General features: G+C 59.8%; 11 protein-coding genes. 5 read left to right on the forward strand and 6 right to left on the reverse strand.

The genetic code is table 11. The features are described from left to right. Positions 1-5: 5 nt before the first annotated feature. Together ACIGEK_RS08435 and ACIGEK_RS08440 are read left to right on the forward strand one after the other, a co-directional pair. Positions 6-1,136, forward strand: coding sequence for a M14-type cytosolic carboxypeptidase (locus ACIGEK_RS08435; RefSeq protein ID WP_397492846.1), 1,131 nt, complete (start codon positions 6-8; stop codon positions 1,134-1,136). Between the two features lie 30 nt (positions 1,137-1,166). Further along, positions 1,167-1,532: a glyoxalase superfamily protein gene (locus ACIGEK_RS08440; RefSeq protein ID WP_397492847.1), complete on the forward strand. Its 366-nt coding sequence runs from the start codon at positions 1,167-1,169 to the stop codon at positions 1,530-1,532. Between the two features lie 49 nt (positions 1,533-1,581). Here the strand turns inward: ACIGEK_RS08440 and gcvT are convergent, their stop codons facing one another. The 5 genes from gcvT to gcvH form a co-directional block, all read right to left on the reverse strand. Continuing rightward, on the reverse strand, positions 1,582-2,706 hold the full coding sequence (gcvT, locus tag ACIGEK_RS08445; protein WP_397492848.1) for a glycine cleavage system aminomethyltransferase GcvT: 1,125 nt from the start codon (positions 2,704-2,706) through the stop codon (positions 1,582-1,584). Between the two features lie 112 nt (positions 2,707-2,818). Beyond that, positions 2,819-4,195, reverse strand: coding sequence for an L-serine ammonia-lyase (locus ACIGEK_RS08450; RefSeq protein WP_397492849.1), 1,377 nt, complete (start codon positions 4,193-4,195; stop codon positions 2,819-2,821). A 103-nt stretch (positions 4,196-4,298) separates the two neighbouring features. Then, positions 4,299-5,552, reverse strand: coding sequence for a serine hydroxymethyltransferase (gene glyA, locus ACIGEK_RS08455; protein WP_397492850.1), 1,254 nt, complete (start codon positions 5,550-5,552; stop codon positions 4,299-4,301). 120 nt (positions 5,553-5,672) lie between these two features. After that, on the reverse strand, positions 5,673-8,525 hold the full coding sequence (gene gcvP, locus ACIGEK_RS08460; RefSeq protein ID WP_397492851.1) for an aminomethyl-transferring glycine dehydrogenase: 2,853 nt from the start codon (positions 8,523-8,525) through the stop codon (positions 5,673-5,675). 9 nt (positions 8,526-8,534) lie between these two features. Next, a complete protein-coding gene (gene gcvH, locus ACIGEK_RS08465; protein ID WP_397492852.1) occupies positions 8,535-8,918 on the reverse strand; it encodes a glycine cleavage system protein GcvH in 384 nt (127 codons plus the stop codon). 572 nt (positions 8,919-9,490) lie between these two features. On the opposite strand from gcvH, the gene ACIGEK_RS08470 reads away from it, so the two are divergent. From ACIGEK_RS08470 to ACIGEK_RS08480, 3 genes are all read left to right on the forward strand, one after another. Continuing rightward, positions 9,491-11,242 carry a DUF1302 domain-containing protein gene (locus tag ACIGEK_RS08470; RefSeq protein WP_397492853.1) on the forward strand — a complete coding sequence of 584 codons (1,752 nt, stop codon included), beginning with the start codon at positions 9,491-9,493 and terminating at the stop codon, positions 11,240-11,242. A 28-nt stretch (positions 11,243-11,270) separates the two neighbouring features. After that, a complete protein-coding gene (locus ACIGEK_RS08475) occupies positions 11,271-12,641 on the forward strand; it encodes a DUF1329 domain-containing protein (protein ID WP_397492854.1) in 1,371 nt (456 codons plus the stop codon). A 154-nt stretch (positions 12,642-12,795) separates the two neighbouring features. Beyond that, positions 12,796-15,333: a LuxR C-terminal-related transcriptional regulator gene (locus ACIGEK_RS08480; protein WP_397492855.1), complete on the forward strand. Its 2,538-nt coding sequence runs from the start codon at positions 12,796-12,798 to the stop codon at positions 15,331-15,333. On the opposite strand, the gene ACIGEK_RS08485 is transcribed toward ACIGEK_RS08480, so the two are convergent. Further along, on the reverse strand, positions 15,330-16,133 hold the full coding sequence (locus ACIGEK_RS08485) for a transglutaminase family protein (RefSeq protein ID WP_397492856.1): 804 nt from the start codon (positions 16,131-16,133) through the stop codon (positions 15,330-15,332). The two genes, ACIGEK_RS08480 and ACIGEK_RS08485, sit on opposite strands and share 4 nt — an antisense overlap. Positions 16,134-16,261 lie beyond the last annotated feature (128 nt).

Consider the following 16,261-nt stretch of genomic DNA (forward strand, 5'->3'; position numbering starts at 1 on the left):
TATCCATGCAGATCAGTTCTAACTTCGACAGCGGCAATATCGAGGTCATCGACGCTAGCAACCCGCAGCAGGTATTGCTGGCGATTCGTCCGGATCTCAACAGTGGGCATTTTCAGTGGTTCCACTTCAAGGTTGATGGCTTGCAGCCTGGGCAGCGTTATGGCTTTAGCCTAGGTAATGCTGGGCAGTCGTCTTACAAGGATGCCTGGAGCGGTTACCACGCTGTGGCCTCCTACGATCAGCGCGACTGGTTCCGTGTGCCCAGCCGTTTTGAAGAGGGGGCGCTGAAGTTCGACATCGAGCCGCAACATGAACAGATCTGGTTCGCCTACTTCGAGCCCTACAGCCGCGAGCGTCATGCGCTTCTGATCGAGGATGCGCAACGCCTGGCTGGCGCTGAGCTGTTTGCCACGGGTAAGAGCATTGAAGGTCGGCCAATCGAGTTGCTGCGCATCAGCCGCAACCCGCAGGCGCAGCGCAAGATCTGGCTGATCGCCCAGCAGCATCCGGGCGAGCATATGGCTGAGTGGTTTATGCAGGGGTTGCTTGAGCGCCTGCAACAGCGTGATGACCCCGAGCTGAATGCCCTGTTGGAGCAGGCTGATCTGTATCTGGTGCCTAACATGAACCCGGACGGCGCCTTCCGTGGCCATCTGCGTACCAACGTCGCTGGGTGCGACCTTAACCGCGCCTGGCAGTCGGCCAGCGAGGCGGAAAGTCCTGAGGTGTATTTCGTCCAACAGCAGATGCGCGCCGTGGGCGTTGATCTGTTTTTGGATATCCACGGTGATGAGGAAATCCCTCATGTGTTTACCGCCGGCTGCGAAGGTAATCCGGGCTACAGCCCGCGTCTGGAGCGTCTGGAAAAGCAGTTCCGCCAATTGCTGATCGATAACGACGCCGAGTTCCAGACCACCTTCGGTTATACCCCCGACCAGTTTGGCCAGGCCAATACCACCCTGGCTTGTAACGCAGTAGGCATGGAGTTCGATTGCCTGGCGTTCACCATCGAAATGCCGTTTAAGGACCACGACGATCGGCCCAATCCACACACTGGCTGGAATGGAGCCCGTTCAATGCAGCTGGGTAAGGATGTGCTGAGCGTGGCAGCAGCGATGGTCGGAGAACTGCGCTAATCGCGTTTTAACCCATTAAGAGAAAACCCAATGCAGCTGGCCGCCCCCATTCCAATTCTGCGCAGCTTTGATGAAGCCAAGGCGCGGGCGTTTTACTGCGAGTTTCTCGGCTTCAGCGAAGATTGGTCGCACCGCTTCGAGCCGGGCTTGCCGCTCTATCTACAAGTGTCGCGCGATGGTTGCGTGCTGCACCTGTCCGAGCACCATGGCGATTGCTGCCCCGGTGCGGCGCTGCGCATCAGTGTTGATGATCTGGATGCTCTGCATGCCGAGCTGACTGCGCGGGCTTATGTCAATGCACGGCCCGGCATCTCGGCGCAGCCCTGGGGGCGCGACATGCCGGTAATGGATCCGTTTGGCAATCGACTGATTTTTACCGATATCCGCACGCCGTAGGTGCGAATAGCCTGCGCCGGCCAAGCGGCCGGCGCAGCGCACTGGGTGATTAGCCGCGGTAGTAGCGTTGTGGCACAAACGGAGTCTTGGCAACTTTCATGGCAACGCGTTTGCCGCGCACCATGGCCCAGACTTCGCTATCCAGAGCGATATGGCTGCTCTGTACATAACCCATGGCAACCGGTGCCGCTAATGTCGGGCCAAAGCCGCCGCTGCTGACAGTGCCAATCACGTTGCCGTCGGCATCGACGATTTCCGCGCCTTCACGCACAGGTACGCGCTCTTGCGGCAGCAGGCCAACGCGCTTGCTGGCTACGCCGGCTTGCTGCTGGGCGAAGATGCATTCGGCACCCGGGAAGCCGCCAGCGCGAGCACCGTCGGCACGGCGCGGCTTGGACATGGCCCACAGCAGGCTGGCTTCGATTGGCGTAACGCTGGTGCTCATGTCGTGGCCATACAGGCACAGGCCGGCTTCCAGGCGCAATGAGTCGCGCGCGCCGAGGCCGATGGCCTCGACTTCTGCTTCGGCCAGCAGGCTGCGTGCAAGGGTTTCAGCGTGTTCAGCTGGCACCGAAATCTCGTAGCCATCTTCACCGGTGTAGCCGGAACGGCTGACATAGCAGTCCACGCCCAGCAGGCGCACGGGGGCGAATTGCATAAAGGTCATCTGCGCAACTTCTGGGGCCAGGCGCGCCAATACGTCGACGGCTTTCGGGCCTTGTAGGGCGAGCAGGGCGCGGGCTTCGAACAGGCTTTCGATCTCACACTGGCTGCCGATGTGTTTCTGCAGGTGGGCCAGGTCTTGGTCTTTACAGCCAGCGTTGACCACCAGAAACAGGGTGTCATCGCCCAGGTTGGCGACCATCAGGTCGTCAAGGATGCCGCCGTTTTCATCGGTGAACATGGCGTAACGCTGCATGCCTACTGGCAGGTCAATGATATCCACCGGCACCAGGCTTTCCAGCGCCTGGGCAGCATTTGCGCCACGCAGGATGATCTGGCCCATGTGCGACACGTCGAACAGGCCAGCCTGGTCGCGGGTGTGTAGATGTTCCTTCATAACGCCCAGTGGGTATTGCACCGGCATGTCATAACCGGCGAAGGGCACCATACGTGCGCCGAGTTCGAGGTGCAGGGCATGTAGTGGGGTTTTCGCCAGGGTTTCAGTGGTCATGCGGTTCTCCATGTCTGTATAGGTTGCTTTTGTAGGAGCGAGCTTGCTCGCGATTTTTTGCGAAAAGCATCGCGAGCAAGCTCGCTCCTACAGGGTTGTATGGTTGTTGGCTTTAGCATTCGACAATATTCACAGCAAGGCCGCCGCGAGCGGTTTCCTTGTACTTGTTGTTCATGTCGGCGCCAGTTTGGCGCATGGTGCGGATCACTTTATCCAGCGAGACGAAGTGCTGGCCATCACCACGCAGGGCCATGCGCGCGGCGTTAATTGCTTTCACTGAACCCATGGCGTTGCGTTCTATGCAGGGCACCTGGACCAGGCCGCCAATAGGATCGCAGGTCAGGCCGAGGTTATGTTCCATGCCAATTTCGGCAGCGTTCTCCACCTGGTTAACGCTACCGCCGAGTACCTCACACAGAGCGCCGGCTGCCATCGAGCAGGCCACGCCGACCTCGCCCTGGCAGCCGACTTCGGCACCAGAGATCGAAGCGTTTTCTTTGTAGAGAATGCCGATCGCGGCAGCAGTGAGTAGAAAGCGCACCACGCCGTCGTCGTTGGAACTGGGAATAAAGCGGCTGTAGTAATGCAGCACCGCCGGCACGATACCGGCCGCGCCATTGGTTGGTGCGGTGACCACGCGGCCACCGCTGGCGTTTTCTTCGTTCACTGCCAGGGCGTAGAGGTTGACCCAGTCGAGCACGCTCAGGGCATCGCGCAGGCTGGCTTCAGGGTGCTTGCATAGCTGGCGGTGCAGGGCGGCGGCGCGGCGTTTGACCTTGAGGCCGCCGGGCATGATGCCTTCGTTACGGCAACCCGCCTCGACGCAGTCCTGCATCACTTGCCAGATATGCAGCAGGCGCGTGCGGGTTTCCGCTTCCGGGCGCCAGGCGGCTTCGTTGGCCAGCATCACCTGACTGATTGACAGGTTGTGTTCGGCGCAATGCGCGAGCAGTTGTTTGCCGGTGGTAAAGGGGTATTGCAGCGGGGTGGTGTCTTCGACGATACGGTCGGCCCCGGCGGCCTGTTCATCCACCACAAAGCCGCCACCCACCGAGTAGTACTCGCGTGAGCGAATCTGCAAACCAGCGGCGTCGAAGGCGCGAAAGATCATGCCATTGGGGTGAAAGGGCAGTGGCTTGCGAATCATCGCCAGGTGCTGCTTTTCGACAAAGCGGATCGGCTTTTCGCCAAGCAAGTTGAGCTCGCCGGTGCTGCGGATTGCCGCCAGGCGGGCATCGACGTTGTTGGTGTCGACCGTATCGGGCTGCTCGCCCTCCAGGCCGAGCAGCACGGCTTTATCGCTGCCATGGCCCTTGCCGGTGGCGCCGAGGGAGCCGTATAGCTCGACCTTGATGCTGTCGGTACTGCTCAGTAAATCATCGCGGCGCAGGCCTTCGGCAAAGCGTAGGGCTGCGAGCATGGGGCCCACCGTGTGCGAACTGGACGGGCCTATACCAATCTTGAATAAGTCAAAAACGCTGAGTGACATGCTATCTCCGGCTCTTAGCCAACCTTGTAGGTCGGCGTGGGTACAGCGCGGCTTGTAACCGCGCCTGTTGCCCGCGCCTGCGTTCAGCAAAAGCAGCTGTTATTTAGTCAGCGTAGACCGGGAAGGTTGCGCACAGCTCTGCAACCTGACCACGGACGCGCTCAATCACCGCTGGGTTGTCCAGCTCATCGAGAATGTCACACATCCAGCCAGCCAAGGTGCGGCACTCACCCTGCTTGAAGCCGCGAGTGGTAACTGCCGGAGTGCCGATGCGGATGCCGGAGGTGACAAATGGCGACTGCGGATCATTCGGTACGGCGTTCTTGTTGACCGTGATATGTGCTGCGCCCAAAGCCGCATCAGCAGCTTTGCCAGTGAGGCCCTGCTTGATCAGGCTGACCAGCATCAGGTGGTTGTCGGTGCCGCCGGAGACCACATCAAAACCGCGCGTAACGAACACTTCAGCCATCGCCTGGGCGTTGTCGATGACTTGCTGCTGGTAGGCCTTGAAACTTGGCTCCAGCGCTTCTTTGAAGCATACGGCTTTGGCTGCAATCACTTGCATCAGCGGGCCGCCCTGGCTGCCGGGGAATACGGCGGAGTTGAGTTTCTTCTCGATAGCCTCGTTGGCCTTGGCCAGGATCAAACCGCCACGTGGGCCGCGCAGGGTTTTGTGGGTGGTGGTGGTGACCACATCGGCAAACGGAATCGGATTGGGGTACAGGCCGGCGGCGACCAAGCCAGCAACGTGGGCCATGTCGACAAACAACAGGGCATCGACCTTGTTGGCGATTTCGCGGAAGCGGGCGAAATCCAGAGTGCGTGAATAGGCGGAGAAACCGGCGACGATCATCTTCGGCTTATGCTCAAGCGCCAGGCGCTCGACTTCGGCGTAGTCGATCAGGCCCTGCTCATCGATGCCGTACTGCACCGCGTTGTACAGCTTGCCGGAGGACGACACCTTGGCGCCGTGGGTCAGGTGGCCGCCGTGGGCCAGGCTCATGCCGAGGATGGTATCGCCGGCATTAATCAGCGCCAGATACACCGCGCTGTTAGCGGACGAGCCGGAGTGCGGCTGTACGTTGGCGTAGTCTGCACCAAACAGCTGCTTGGCGCGCTCGATGGCGAGGGCTTCGACCTTGTCTACATGTTCACAGCCGCCGTAGTAACGCTTGCCCGGATAGCCTTCGGCGTACTTGTTGGTCAGGCCGCTGCCTTGCGCCTGCATGACGCGCTGGCTGCAATAGTTCTCCGAGGCAATCAGCTCGATATGGTCTTCCTGGCGCTGCTCTTCGGCGTTGATCGCGGCGAGTAGGGCGTCGTCGTAGCCTTGCAGTTGGTCGTGCTTGCTGAACATGGTGAGGTCCCTCGCTTATTGTTTTGGGGTGCAACTAACCCGCCCCGGGTAGGGGTGAGTCGAAATTTGGGGGAGAAAGCAGCCCCGCGGCCCGGATGCGCTCCGGGCCGCGGGCTGTTATCACTCGTCCTGGTACGCCTCGATGGACGGGCAGGCGCAGATCAGGTTGCGGTCGCCGAACACGTTGTCGACGCGGCCGACCGGTGGCCAGTACTTGCCTTCGATCAGCGTGGCGGTCGGGTACACCGCTTGTTCGCGGCTATAGCCGTGAGTCCACTCACCGACCAGTTCTAGCGCGGTGTGTGGGGCGTTTTTCAGCGGGTTGTCGTTGGCATCCAGTTCACCACGCTCCACTGCACGAATTTCCTCGCGGATGGCGATCATGGCGTCGCAGAAGCGGTCCAGTTCTTCTTTGGATTCGCTTTCGGTCGGCTCGATCATCAGCGTGCCGGCCACCGGGAAGGACATGGTCGGGGCGTGGAAACCGAAGTCGATCAGGCGCTTGGCCACATCGTCAACGCTGATGCCGCTGCTGTCCTTGATCGGACGGATATCCAGGATGCACTCATGCGCCACCAGGCCGTTGCTGCCCGAATACAGCACGGGGTAGTGCTCTTCCAGGCGGCGGGCGATGTAGTTGGCGTTGAGAATGGCCATCTGCGAGGCGAGCTTGAGACCCTCACCGCCCATCATGCTGATGTACATCCAGGTGATCGGCAGGATGCTGGCGCTGCCGAACGGCGCGGCGCTGACTGCACCTTCTTTACGGGCCATATGGCCGTGGCCAGGCAGGAATGGAATCAGGTGCGCTTTGACGCCAATCGGGCCAACACCTGGGCCACCGCCACCGTGCGGGATGCAGAAGGTTTTGTGCAGGTTCAGGTGCGAGACGTCGCCGCCGAACTTGCCCGGGGCACAGAGGCCGACCATGGCATTCATGTTGGCACCGTCGATATACACCTGGCCGCCGTTGTCATGAATGATCTGGCAGATTTCGCGGATGCCTTCCTCAAACACGCCGTGGGTCGACGGGTAGGTGATCATCAGGGCAGCCAGGCGATCCTTGTGCTCTTCGGCCTTGGCCTTGAGGTCGGCGATATCGACGTTACCGCTGCTGTCGCACGCCGTTACCACCACGCGCATACCGGCCATGCTGGCGGTCGCCGGGTTGGTGCCGTGGGCCGACTGCGGGATCAGGCAGATATCGCGCTGATCGTCGCCGCGACTGTGGTGGTAAGCACGGATGGCCAGCAGACCGGCGTACTCGCCCTGGGAGCCGGCGTTTGGCTGCAGGGAGATACCGTCATAGCCGGTGGCCGCGCAGAGCATGGCTTCCAGTTCGGTTGTCAGTTGGCTGTAACCCTGGCTCTGCTCTGCTGGAGCGAAGGGGTGCAGGTTGCCGAATTCGGCCCAGGTCACCGGGATCATTTCGCTGGCGGCGTTGAGCTTCATGGTGCAGGAACCCAGCGGGATCATGCTGCGGTCCAGCGCCAGGTCCTTGTCGGCCAGCTTGCGCAGATAACGCATCAGCTCTGTTTCGCTGTGGTAGCGATTGAATACGGGATGGCTGAGGATTTCCGATTCGCGCAACAGGCCTTTTGGCAGCTGGGCGAGCACGTCGGCAGCCAGTTCAGCGAAGGCTGGAACAGCCTTGCCGTCGGCGAATACCGCCAACAGCGCTTCGACGGCTGCTTGATCGGTGGTCTCATCCAGGGACAGGCCCAGACGCTCACCATCGATTTCACGCAGGTTGATCCCAGCCTTGCGCGCCGCTGCATGCAGAGCAGCGGTCTTGCTGCCGGTTGCCAGGCTCAAAGTGTCGAAGAAGAATTCCTGCTCAACGCTGTAACCCAGGGCGCGCAGGCCTTTGGCCAGGATTGCGGTGAACTGGTGAGTGCGCTGGGCAATCTGCGTCAGGCCTTTCGGGCCGTGGTAGACGGCGTACATGCTGGCGATGTTGGCCAGCAGCACCTGGGCGGTACAGATGTTACTGGTGGCTTTCTCGCGGCGGATATGTTGCTCGCGGGTCTGCATGGCCAGGCGCAGGGCCGGCTTGCCGAAGCGGTCGATCGACATGCCGACCAGGCGGCCTGGCATATCGCGCTTGAATGCATCGCGGGTAGCGAAGTAGGCCGCGTGTGGGCCACCGAAGCCCAGCGGTACGCCGAAACGCTGGGCGCTGCCCAAGGCTACGTCGGCACCGAACTCGCCGGGTGGGGTGAGCAGGGTCAGGGCCAGTAGGTCAGCGGCGACAGCGACCAGCGCGTTGGCCGCGTGGAAGCGCTCAACCAGTTCGCGATAGTCGAAGATATCGCCATTGCTCGCCGGGTACTGCAGCAGCGCGCCGAAGTAGGCGCTGGCATCAGTAATCGCGGCTTCGTCACCGATCACCACTTCAATACCCAGCGGCTCGGCACGGGTGCGCAGCACGTCGAGGGTTTGCGGGTGGCAATGCTGGGAGGCGAAGAAGGCGTTGCTGGCCTTGTTCTTCGACAGGCGTTTGCAGAAGGTCATGGCTTCGGCGGCGGCGGTGGCTTCATCCAATAGCGAGGCGTTGGCGATCTGCATTCCGGTGAGGTCGCTGACCAGCGTCTGGAAGTTCAGCAAAGACTCCAGGCGGCCCTGAGAAATCTCTGGCTGATAAGGGGTGTAAGCGGTGTACCAGGCCGGGTTTTCCAGCAAGTTGCGCAGGATCGGGCTTGGCGTGTGGGTGCCGTGATAGCCCTGACCGATGTAGGTTTTGAATTGCTGGTTCTTGCCTGCGATGGCCTTGATCTTGGCCAGCGCGTCGGCTTCCGACAGGCCCGGCTGAGCACCCAGCACGCTGGTGCCCTTGATGCTCTCGGGGATGACGTTATCAGTCAGCGCGTCGATGCTGGCATAGCCGAGCAGTTCGAGCATGGCGGCGGTATCGGTCTCACGTGGGCCGATATGCCGGGCGATAAATTCGTTCTGGGTGGTCAGCTTGGTCATTGCAATCTCTCAGGCGTCAGCATTGGCGTTGAGCAGGCGCTCGTAGGCGGCCTGATCGAGCAGGTCGGCTACCGCGCTGGCATTGGCCGGACGGAAACGGAAGAACCAACCCTTGCCCAGGGGATCTTCGTTGACCAACTCAGGGCTGGATTCTAGCTCGCCATTGACCTCAATCACCTCACCGTCCAGCGGCATGGCGATATTGCTCGCCGCTTTTACCGATTCCAGCACGGCCACTTCAGCGCCTTCAACGTAGCTCTGGGCTTCCGGCAACTGGACGAATACCACGTCACCCAAGGCTTCCTGGGCATAGGCGGTGATGCCCACGGTAACCAGACCATCGGCATCCTGACGCAGCCATTCGTGCTCAACGGTAAAACGCAATTCGCTCATGTGAACTCCTCAAGGGTGGTGACTCGCCCTTTCTGTTGGGGGCGATGTGCTGGACGCTCGTGCCGGGCACGAACGGAAGGTGTAAAGACCATAGCAAGGGTGGTGCCATTGTTATTTTTATCAATAAAAACAACAACTTAAGTTGTTTTTAGGTGCTGGGTTTTATAGCGATTGTAGCGATTTCGATACAGGTGTGGCTAATTCATTCACAAAGCACGGCGCAAAGGCTCTAGCGTCGCGGGTTGAACGCTTCGTGTCGCTTTCAATACGGTGTATTCAAATCGGTACGGTTGCCGGTTAGATTCCGCGCTGCAGTGCCGTTGCTGGCGCTGCAGTGCGGCCTGAGTTGCAACGCCAGCCATGGTGAACTCCCCCGCCGAACCGGCCGGGCCATTCACCCGCCCTATAAAGCGCCATTGAAATGGTCCATGGGCCGGGCGCTGAGTGGCTTTTTAGAGGTGTATTCACTCTTTCGGCTGACAGGGCAAATACCTCTTTCGGGCGCTTATCCCGCTCAAGGCGCCTGGGTAGCGTGGGGCCTCAACACGAAACCCGCTTTCCAGGAGAGCCGCATGAGAACAACAACAAGACATGCCATCTTCCAGCCCAGCATTTTGGCGGTTGCCATTGCTGTTGGCTGTGTCGCGCCTGTCCAGGCCATAACGTTCAATATTGGTGAGGTCGAAGCGCAGTTCGACTCATCACTGTCGGTGGGGGCCAGCTGGAGTGTGCGTGGGGCTGATCCGGATTTCATCGGCACACGCAATGGCGGCAAGGCCTCCTCACAGACGAACGATGATGGGCGTCTGAACTTCAAAAAGGGCGAAACCTTCTCGAAGATCTTCAAGGGTATCCATGACCTTGAACTCAAGTACGGCGATACCGGTGTGTTCGTTCGCGGCAAGTACTGGTACGACTTTGAGACCAAGGATGAAAGCCGCCTGCTGTATGACATCGATGATCACAATCGCAAGACTGCGGCGCAGGCCTCAGGAGCGGAAATCCTCGATGCGTTCATCTACCACAACTACAACCTGGGCAGCATGCCCGGCAGTGTGCGGGTTGGTAAGCAAGTAGTCAGCTGGGGCGAAAGTACTTTTATCGGTAACTCGATCAACTCGATCAACCCTGTGGATGCTGCAGCATTCCGCCGGCCTGGGGCGGAGATCAAGGAGGGGTTGATTCCGGTCAACATGCTCTATGTATCGCAGAGCTTGACCGACACCATCAGCATGGAAGCGTTCTATCAGCTGGAGTGGGACCAGACCGTTATTGATAACTGCGGGACGTTCTTTGCACCCAGCGACACGGCCGCCGATGGCTGCAATGACCGCCTGGTTGTAGCCGGGGCCGACGTTGCGCCTGACGCGTCAAATAACACCGGTGCGCCCGGTAATCCGGTCTTCATTCCGCGCGCGGGTGATCGTGATGCTCGCGACAGCGGCCAGTTCGGCGTTGCCCTGCGCTGGTTTGCCGAGTCGCTGAACGACACTGAGTTCGGCTTGTATGCGATGAATTATCACAGCCGTACCCCGAGCGGCAGCATCATTGTTGGTACTGGGGCACCACAGGCTGCTCGCTACTTTCTGGAATACCCGGAGGATATTCGCCTGTATGGCGTAAGTTTCCAGACCAATATCGAAGGCACGGCGTTGTCGGGTGAACTCAGTTACCGGCCGAATATGCCAATCGGCATTAACTCCACTGATATGACCTTTGCTTCCCTTCGGCAGGGTTTCTCACCGGTATTTACCAGTGGTCATGGGCGAAATGCAGTGGGTGAGGAAATTGCCGGTTACGTGCGCAAGCCGGTGACCCAGGCGCAAGTTACGGCGGTGCAGTTTTTCGACCGGGTGCTGGGGGCCAGTCGCCTGACCGTGCTGGGTGAGGTGGGTTACAACCACGTCAGTGGCATCAGCAATGATGTGGGTGAGCTGCGCTTCGGCCGCGATCCTGTCTATGGCATTGGTCAGCTCACCCCCAATACGACCTGTACCGCAGGGGTGAATACCGCCAACCCTGATCAGTGTAATGACGATGGTTTCTTTACCAGCAGCTCCTGGGGCTACCGCCTGCGTGCTAGTGCCGAGTACAGCAACGTCTTCGCCGGGATAAACCTAACGCCGAGCATCGCCTGGTCGCATGACGTCGATGGTTATGGCCCCAATTTTAGCGAGGGCAGTAAGGCGGTGAGCCTAGGCCTGAACGCCGACTACCAGAACACCTATAACGCCAGCCTCAGTTACACCGACTTCTTTGGTGGTGATTACAACACCAACGTCGACCGTGACTTTGTTGCCCTGAGCTTTGGTGTGAACTTCTGATCAACGCAGTGCAAAGGATCCGTACACCATGAAAAACACAAGAATCCTGCAAGCAGGGGCGCTGGCGCTGACTTTGTTAGCCAGCAGCGTAATGGCCGCAGTGTCTGAACAAGAAGCGGCTCAGTTGGGCACCAGCTTGACGCCACTGGGCGGGGAAATGGCCGGTAATGCCGAAGGCAGTATTCCTGCCTGGGATGGTGGCCTTTCTACCAGCGCGGCGGCTGTTGATGACAAGGGCTTTCTCGCAGACCCATATGCCAGCGAGCAACCGCTCTTCACCATTACCGCAGCCAATGCTGAGCAATACAAAGACAAGCTATCAGCCGGCCAGATGGCCATGCTCACGCGCTACGCGGATAGCTACAAGATTCCGGTTTACCCCACTCACCGCTCCACTGCTGTGCCTGCAAGGATTGGTGATGCGGCCAAGGTCAGTGCGCTGAATACCACGCCGGTTGATGGTGGTAACGGCCTGCAGAACTTTAATGCCAGTCGCTACTACGCCTTTCCAATTCCCAAGACTGGTGTTGAGGTGATCTGGAATCACATTACCCGTTACCGCGGCGGTAACACCCGTCGAGTGGTTACGCAGGCCACACCACAAACCAATGGTTCTTACAGCTTGGTGAAGTTCGAGGACGAAGTAGCCTTCCCGGCAGATATGCCCGACCTTGATCCGGCCAAGGGCAGTAATGTGCTGCTGTATTTCAAGCAGCGGGTGACTGCACCATCACGTCTGGCCGGTAACGTGCTGCTGGTTCACGAAACCATCGATCAGGTTAAAGAGCCGCGCTTGGCGTGGATCTATAACGCCGGTCAGCGCCGCGTAAGGCGCGCACCGCAGGTGGCCTACGATGGGCCGGGTACCGCTGCTGACGGCATGCGTACGGCAGACAGTTTCGACTTGTTCTCCGGTGCTCCGGATCGCTACGACTGGCAGTTGGTCGGCAAGAAGGAAATGTACATTCCCTATAACAGCTACAAGCTTGATTCGCCGTCGCTGAAATACGACGACGTGATCAAGGCCGGGCATATCAATCAGGATCTGACTCGCTACGAGCTGCACCGGGTTTGGGAAGTGGTGGCTACGCTGAAGAGCGGTGAGCGGCATATCTATGCCAAGCGTCATATGTATGTCGACGAGGACAGCTGGCAGATTGCGCTGGTTGATCATTACGACGGCCGTGGCCAGCTCTGGCGTGTTGCCGAAGGCCATGCGCAGCAGTACTTCAACCATCAGGTACCGGGCTACACCCTCGAAGCGTTGTATGACTTGGTGGCGGGTCGTTATTTGGCCCTGGGCATGAAAAACGAAGAGAAGTCAGCCTATAACTTCGGTTTCAAGGCGACAGCTGCAGACTACACTCCTGCCGCACTGCGCAGCTCCGGCGTACGTTAAGTAGGCTGCGTTACCTGTTACTCCGTATTTAGGCGGCCTTCGGGCCGCTTTTTTTATCGGCCAGCATCATCTGCCGTGATAGAGCTTTGAACCTCGGGCGATGGGGTTTAGCCTGTAACGATCCGGTTCCTGTAGAACAATAAAACGAGCCGCCATGAACGCATTAGCGCCTTTATCGCTGAGCGTCGCAGCCCTTCCCGGCGGCAGCGTGCAGCGCCCGCCACCCGGGCATATCCCGCGCCTCACCCTACAGCAGCGCTTATTCGCGCAAGACTGTCGACTCCGCCTGCTGATTGCCCCCGCCGGTTTTGGCAAGACTGTGTTACTGGCCGATTGTGCCCGTGAGTGTCCGCAAGGTTGCCAGTTGCTTTGGCTCAATTGTGGTGCAGACGAGATACATGCAGAGCAGTTCGTCGAGCAGCTGGGCAAGTTGCTCGGTTACTCGGCGGGGCTTACTACCAGCGAGTTGCTGGCAGCCTTGGCCCATGAGCCGCGCCGTCTGTGGATCATGCTTAACGACTATCCGGCTCACTCGAATAACGCTCTCGATAATGTCCTCAATCAACTGCTCAGCGTAACGCCGGCGGGCGTCTGCTGGTGGCTCGGTAGTCGAGGGCGTCCGTCTTGCAACTTGTCGCGGTTGTTACTGGAAGGTGAGTTGTTGGAGCTTGGGCCGAGTGACCTGTGTTTCAGCGAAGCGGATGTCGCTACCTGGTTGCAGCAAATCGATCCAGCGCGCAGCCATTGGGCACATGATTTATATGGGTTGACCCAAGGCTGGCCGGCGGCATTGCGCTTGCGCCTATTGGCAGCCCAGGTCGAGCCAGCGGCGGCGACTGCGCCACTGGATATTGAGCACGACCCGCTGCTTAGCGAGTACGTTGAGCGTGAAGTGCTGCATGGTCTCCCGGTCGAGCTGTTGCAGATGCTGCAGAATCTGGCACAGCTGCCGCGCTTCAATCCGGCGCTGTGTGACCACCTGTTTGGCGTGGGGGAGGGGGCACTCTGGTTGCGTGGGTTGATCGAGCGCGGTGTATTTGTTCAGGAGCTGGAGGCTGCCAAGGGCTGGTTTGTTCTGTTTCCGCCACTGGCCAGGTTACTGCGAAGCCTTACGTCGCATATCCCGTGCAATGCCCTGCATGTGCATGCCAGCCAGTGGTTTGCCAGCCACGGTGATATCCGGGCGGCCGTGGAACATGCGTTGCTGGCCGGGCAGCTGGAAGTGGCAGGCAGCTTTCTTGAGCGGTTTACCGAAGAGCAGGTGCTACAAGGGCAAGATCTGGCGTTGATTCTGCGTTGGCGCAGCGAGCTGCCAGAAAGTCTGCTGTGTAGCACGCCAAGGCTGATTTTGTTAAACGCCTGGGTCTTACTGCTAGTCGGTCGTCTGGATGAGGCTCAGGCCTGTATTGATCAGTTGGCCAGGTTTCAGCCGCGCAGTGATGGTGCGCGTACCCGTGAGCTGTTCGCTCATTGGCAGGCTATCCAGGGCATCATTGCCTATGGCCGTGTTTGTGCGGTCGGTGCCCGCAGTAATCTGCTTGAGGCATTACAGGGGTTGCCGGAAAGCGCTTGGGCGCAGTCCCTGCTATGCCGCTCGGCGCTGACACTGGTGGCCATTGGCGAAGGTAATCTTGAGCTGGCACAAAAGCTCAGCTTCGAGGCATTGAAACAGGCGAGGTTGCACGGCAATGCAGTGTTTGAGGCGCTGCTGGAGCTTGACCATGCCTTGTTGCTGGAGGCTCGCGGGGAGTTTGCCCGCGCCGAATCATTGCTACAGCGGGTACTGACGGCCACAGATCCTGCCGCGCTGCGTAATACTCCGGTTTTGGCACGGCTTCAGCTGCGTTTGGCACGTGTGCAGTTGCGCCAGGGGCGACACGACGAGGCTGCACAGGGTTTCCCACGTGGTCTTGAGCATGCGCTTAGTTGTGGTGATCCTGGCGCGTTTCACGGTTATCTCGGCCTGGCTGAGCTGGCCATGGGGCAGGGAGATTTTGCCGGAGCGTTTGCCCATTTAGGGCGAGCCGAGCGGTTGATGCAGCGCCAGCATGTGAGTGAAACCCTCTATCGCGGCACGTTGCTGCTGGCCAGCAGCCACCTGTGGATTGCCCAGGGACACTACGAGCGTGCGCGTATGGCTGTTGGCCGGGTGCTGGCTTATTCTCAGCGGGTTGAGGCGATTCTACCGACGCCCAACTTTCCTGAGCTTATTCCGCGTCTGCAACTGTTGTTGCTGCAAATGGACTTGGCGCAGGGTGAGGATGTGCGTGAGCCTCTGCGCCACCTGCGTGAGCAGGCCCTGAGCCAGGGGCGCCAGGCGCTTGTCAGTGAACTCTGGTTGGCTTATGCCGATGCCAGTACCGCGTGTGGCGACAAAACCGCGGCTGAGCACGCACGAGAAACCGGACAGGTGCTGCGCCGACGTTTGGCTTATCACTGCCTGTGGTTCTCGGTGGCCAAACCACTTCGCGATGCCACTCCGGTACAACCTGCTACCGCCAATGCGCTGAGCCAACGCGAGATAGCGGTGTTGCGCTTGATCGCTCAGGGTTGCTCGAATCAAGAGGTGGCCGAGCAGCTGTTTATCTCGCTGCATACGGTCAAAACCCACGCCCGCCGGATCAACGGCAAGCTGGGTGTGGCACGGCGTACTCAGGCGGTGGCCAAGGCCAAGGCGTTGGGCTTCTTCTAGTGCAGCGCTGGGCTGGCGCTGAGCAGGCGTAGACGCTGGCTGAGCTGAAGGTGCTGCGCCGGGTCATCGCTGAGCAGCAGGGCGCATTGCAGGTCGAAGCGTTCACCCTGCGGACAATCGAGCAATTGATAAATCTCCGCGCGGGCCAGGTGGTCATGCAGGGTCGGTGTGCCGAGCAACAGCACGCGCTCGGCATCGCGCAGCGCGGCCAGCGGGTCATCATCCAGTTGATGCAGTTGCCGCAGGTTGCGTGATAGGCGCTGCAACATACTGCGTGCATCGCAGGGCTGCAGCTGGCTGGCGCTCAATTCGGCAGTCGGGCCTAGGTGGCGTTGCAGCAGTTCGCGGCATTCGCGGGTGTACAGACGCCGGCCGCTGCACGGGTCGAGTAGATGATCGGCGCCCGGTACGCGCAGCAGAAAATGTCCCGGAAAATTCACTCCCTGTAGCGGAATCGCCAAGCGCCGGGCCAGCTCCAGTGCGAGCAGGGCCAGGGACAGTGGTTGGCCGCGGCGGCGCAATAACAACTGGTCCAGCAGCGCTGCCCTTGGCCTGAGCGGGCGTTCGTCGTCTTCATGAAAGTCCAGCTCACTCAGCCGGCGCAGCAGTGGTTGCGCCAGTTCTTGCAGCGGCAGATTTGGCAGGCCCTGGCTGACCTGTTGCTGCAGACCGTTGAGCCGTTGCAGCACCTCGGCCGGTTGCAGCGTTGGTTGGTGCTCCACGGCAATCCACAGCGCCGCCTCGAACAGCGCAGGCGGGTTTTGCTCCAGACAGGCAAGGCAGGCGGCGCGTGGGGTCATAGCAATCTCCCGATGTCTCTGCTTTGTAGTCAAGCGCCGAGGCTTCGTCCAGTGGATTGTTATGTGGGCGCTCGGTTGCAACTGACCACTGGGCGGGTGCCGGCAGTGCCACTGCCTATACTGATGTG

It is taken from the genome of Pseudomonas sp. NPDC079086 (genome assembly GCF_044542155.1).
Taxonomy (GTDB): Bacteria; Pseudomonadota; Gammaproteobacteria; order Pseudomonadales; family Pseudomonadaceae; genus Aquipseudomonas.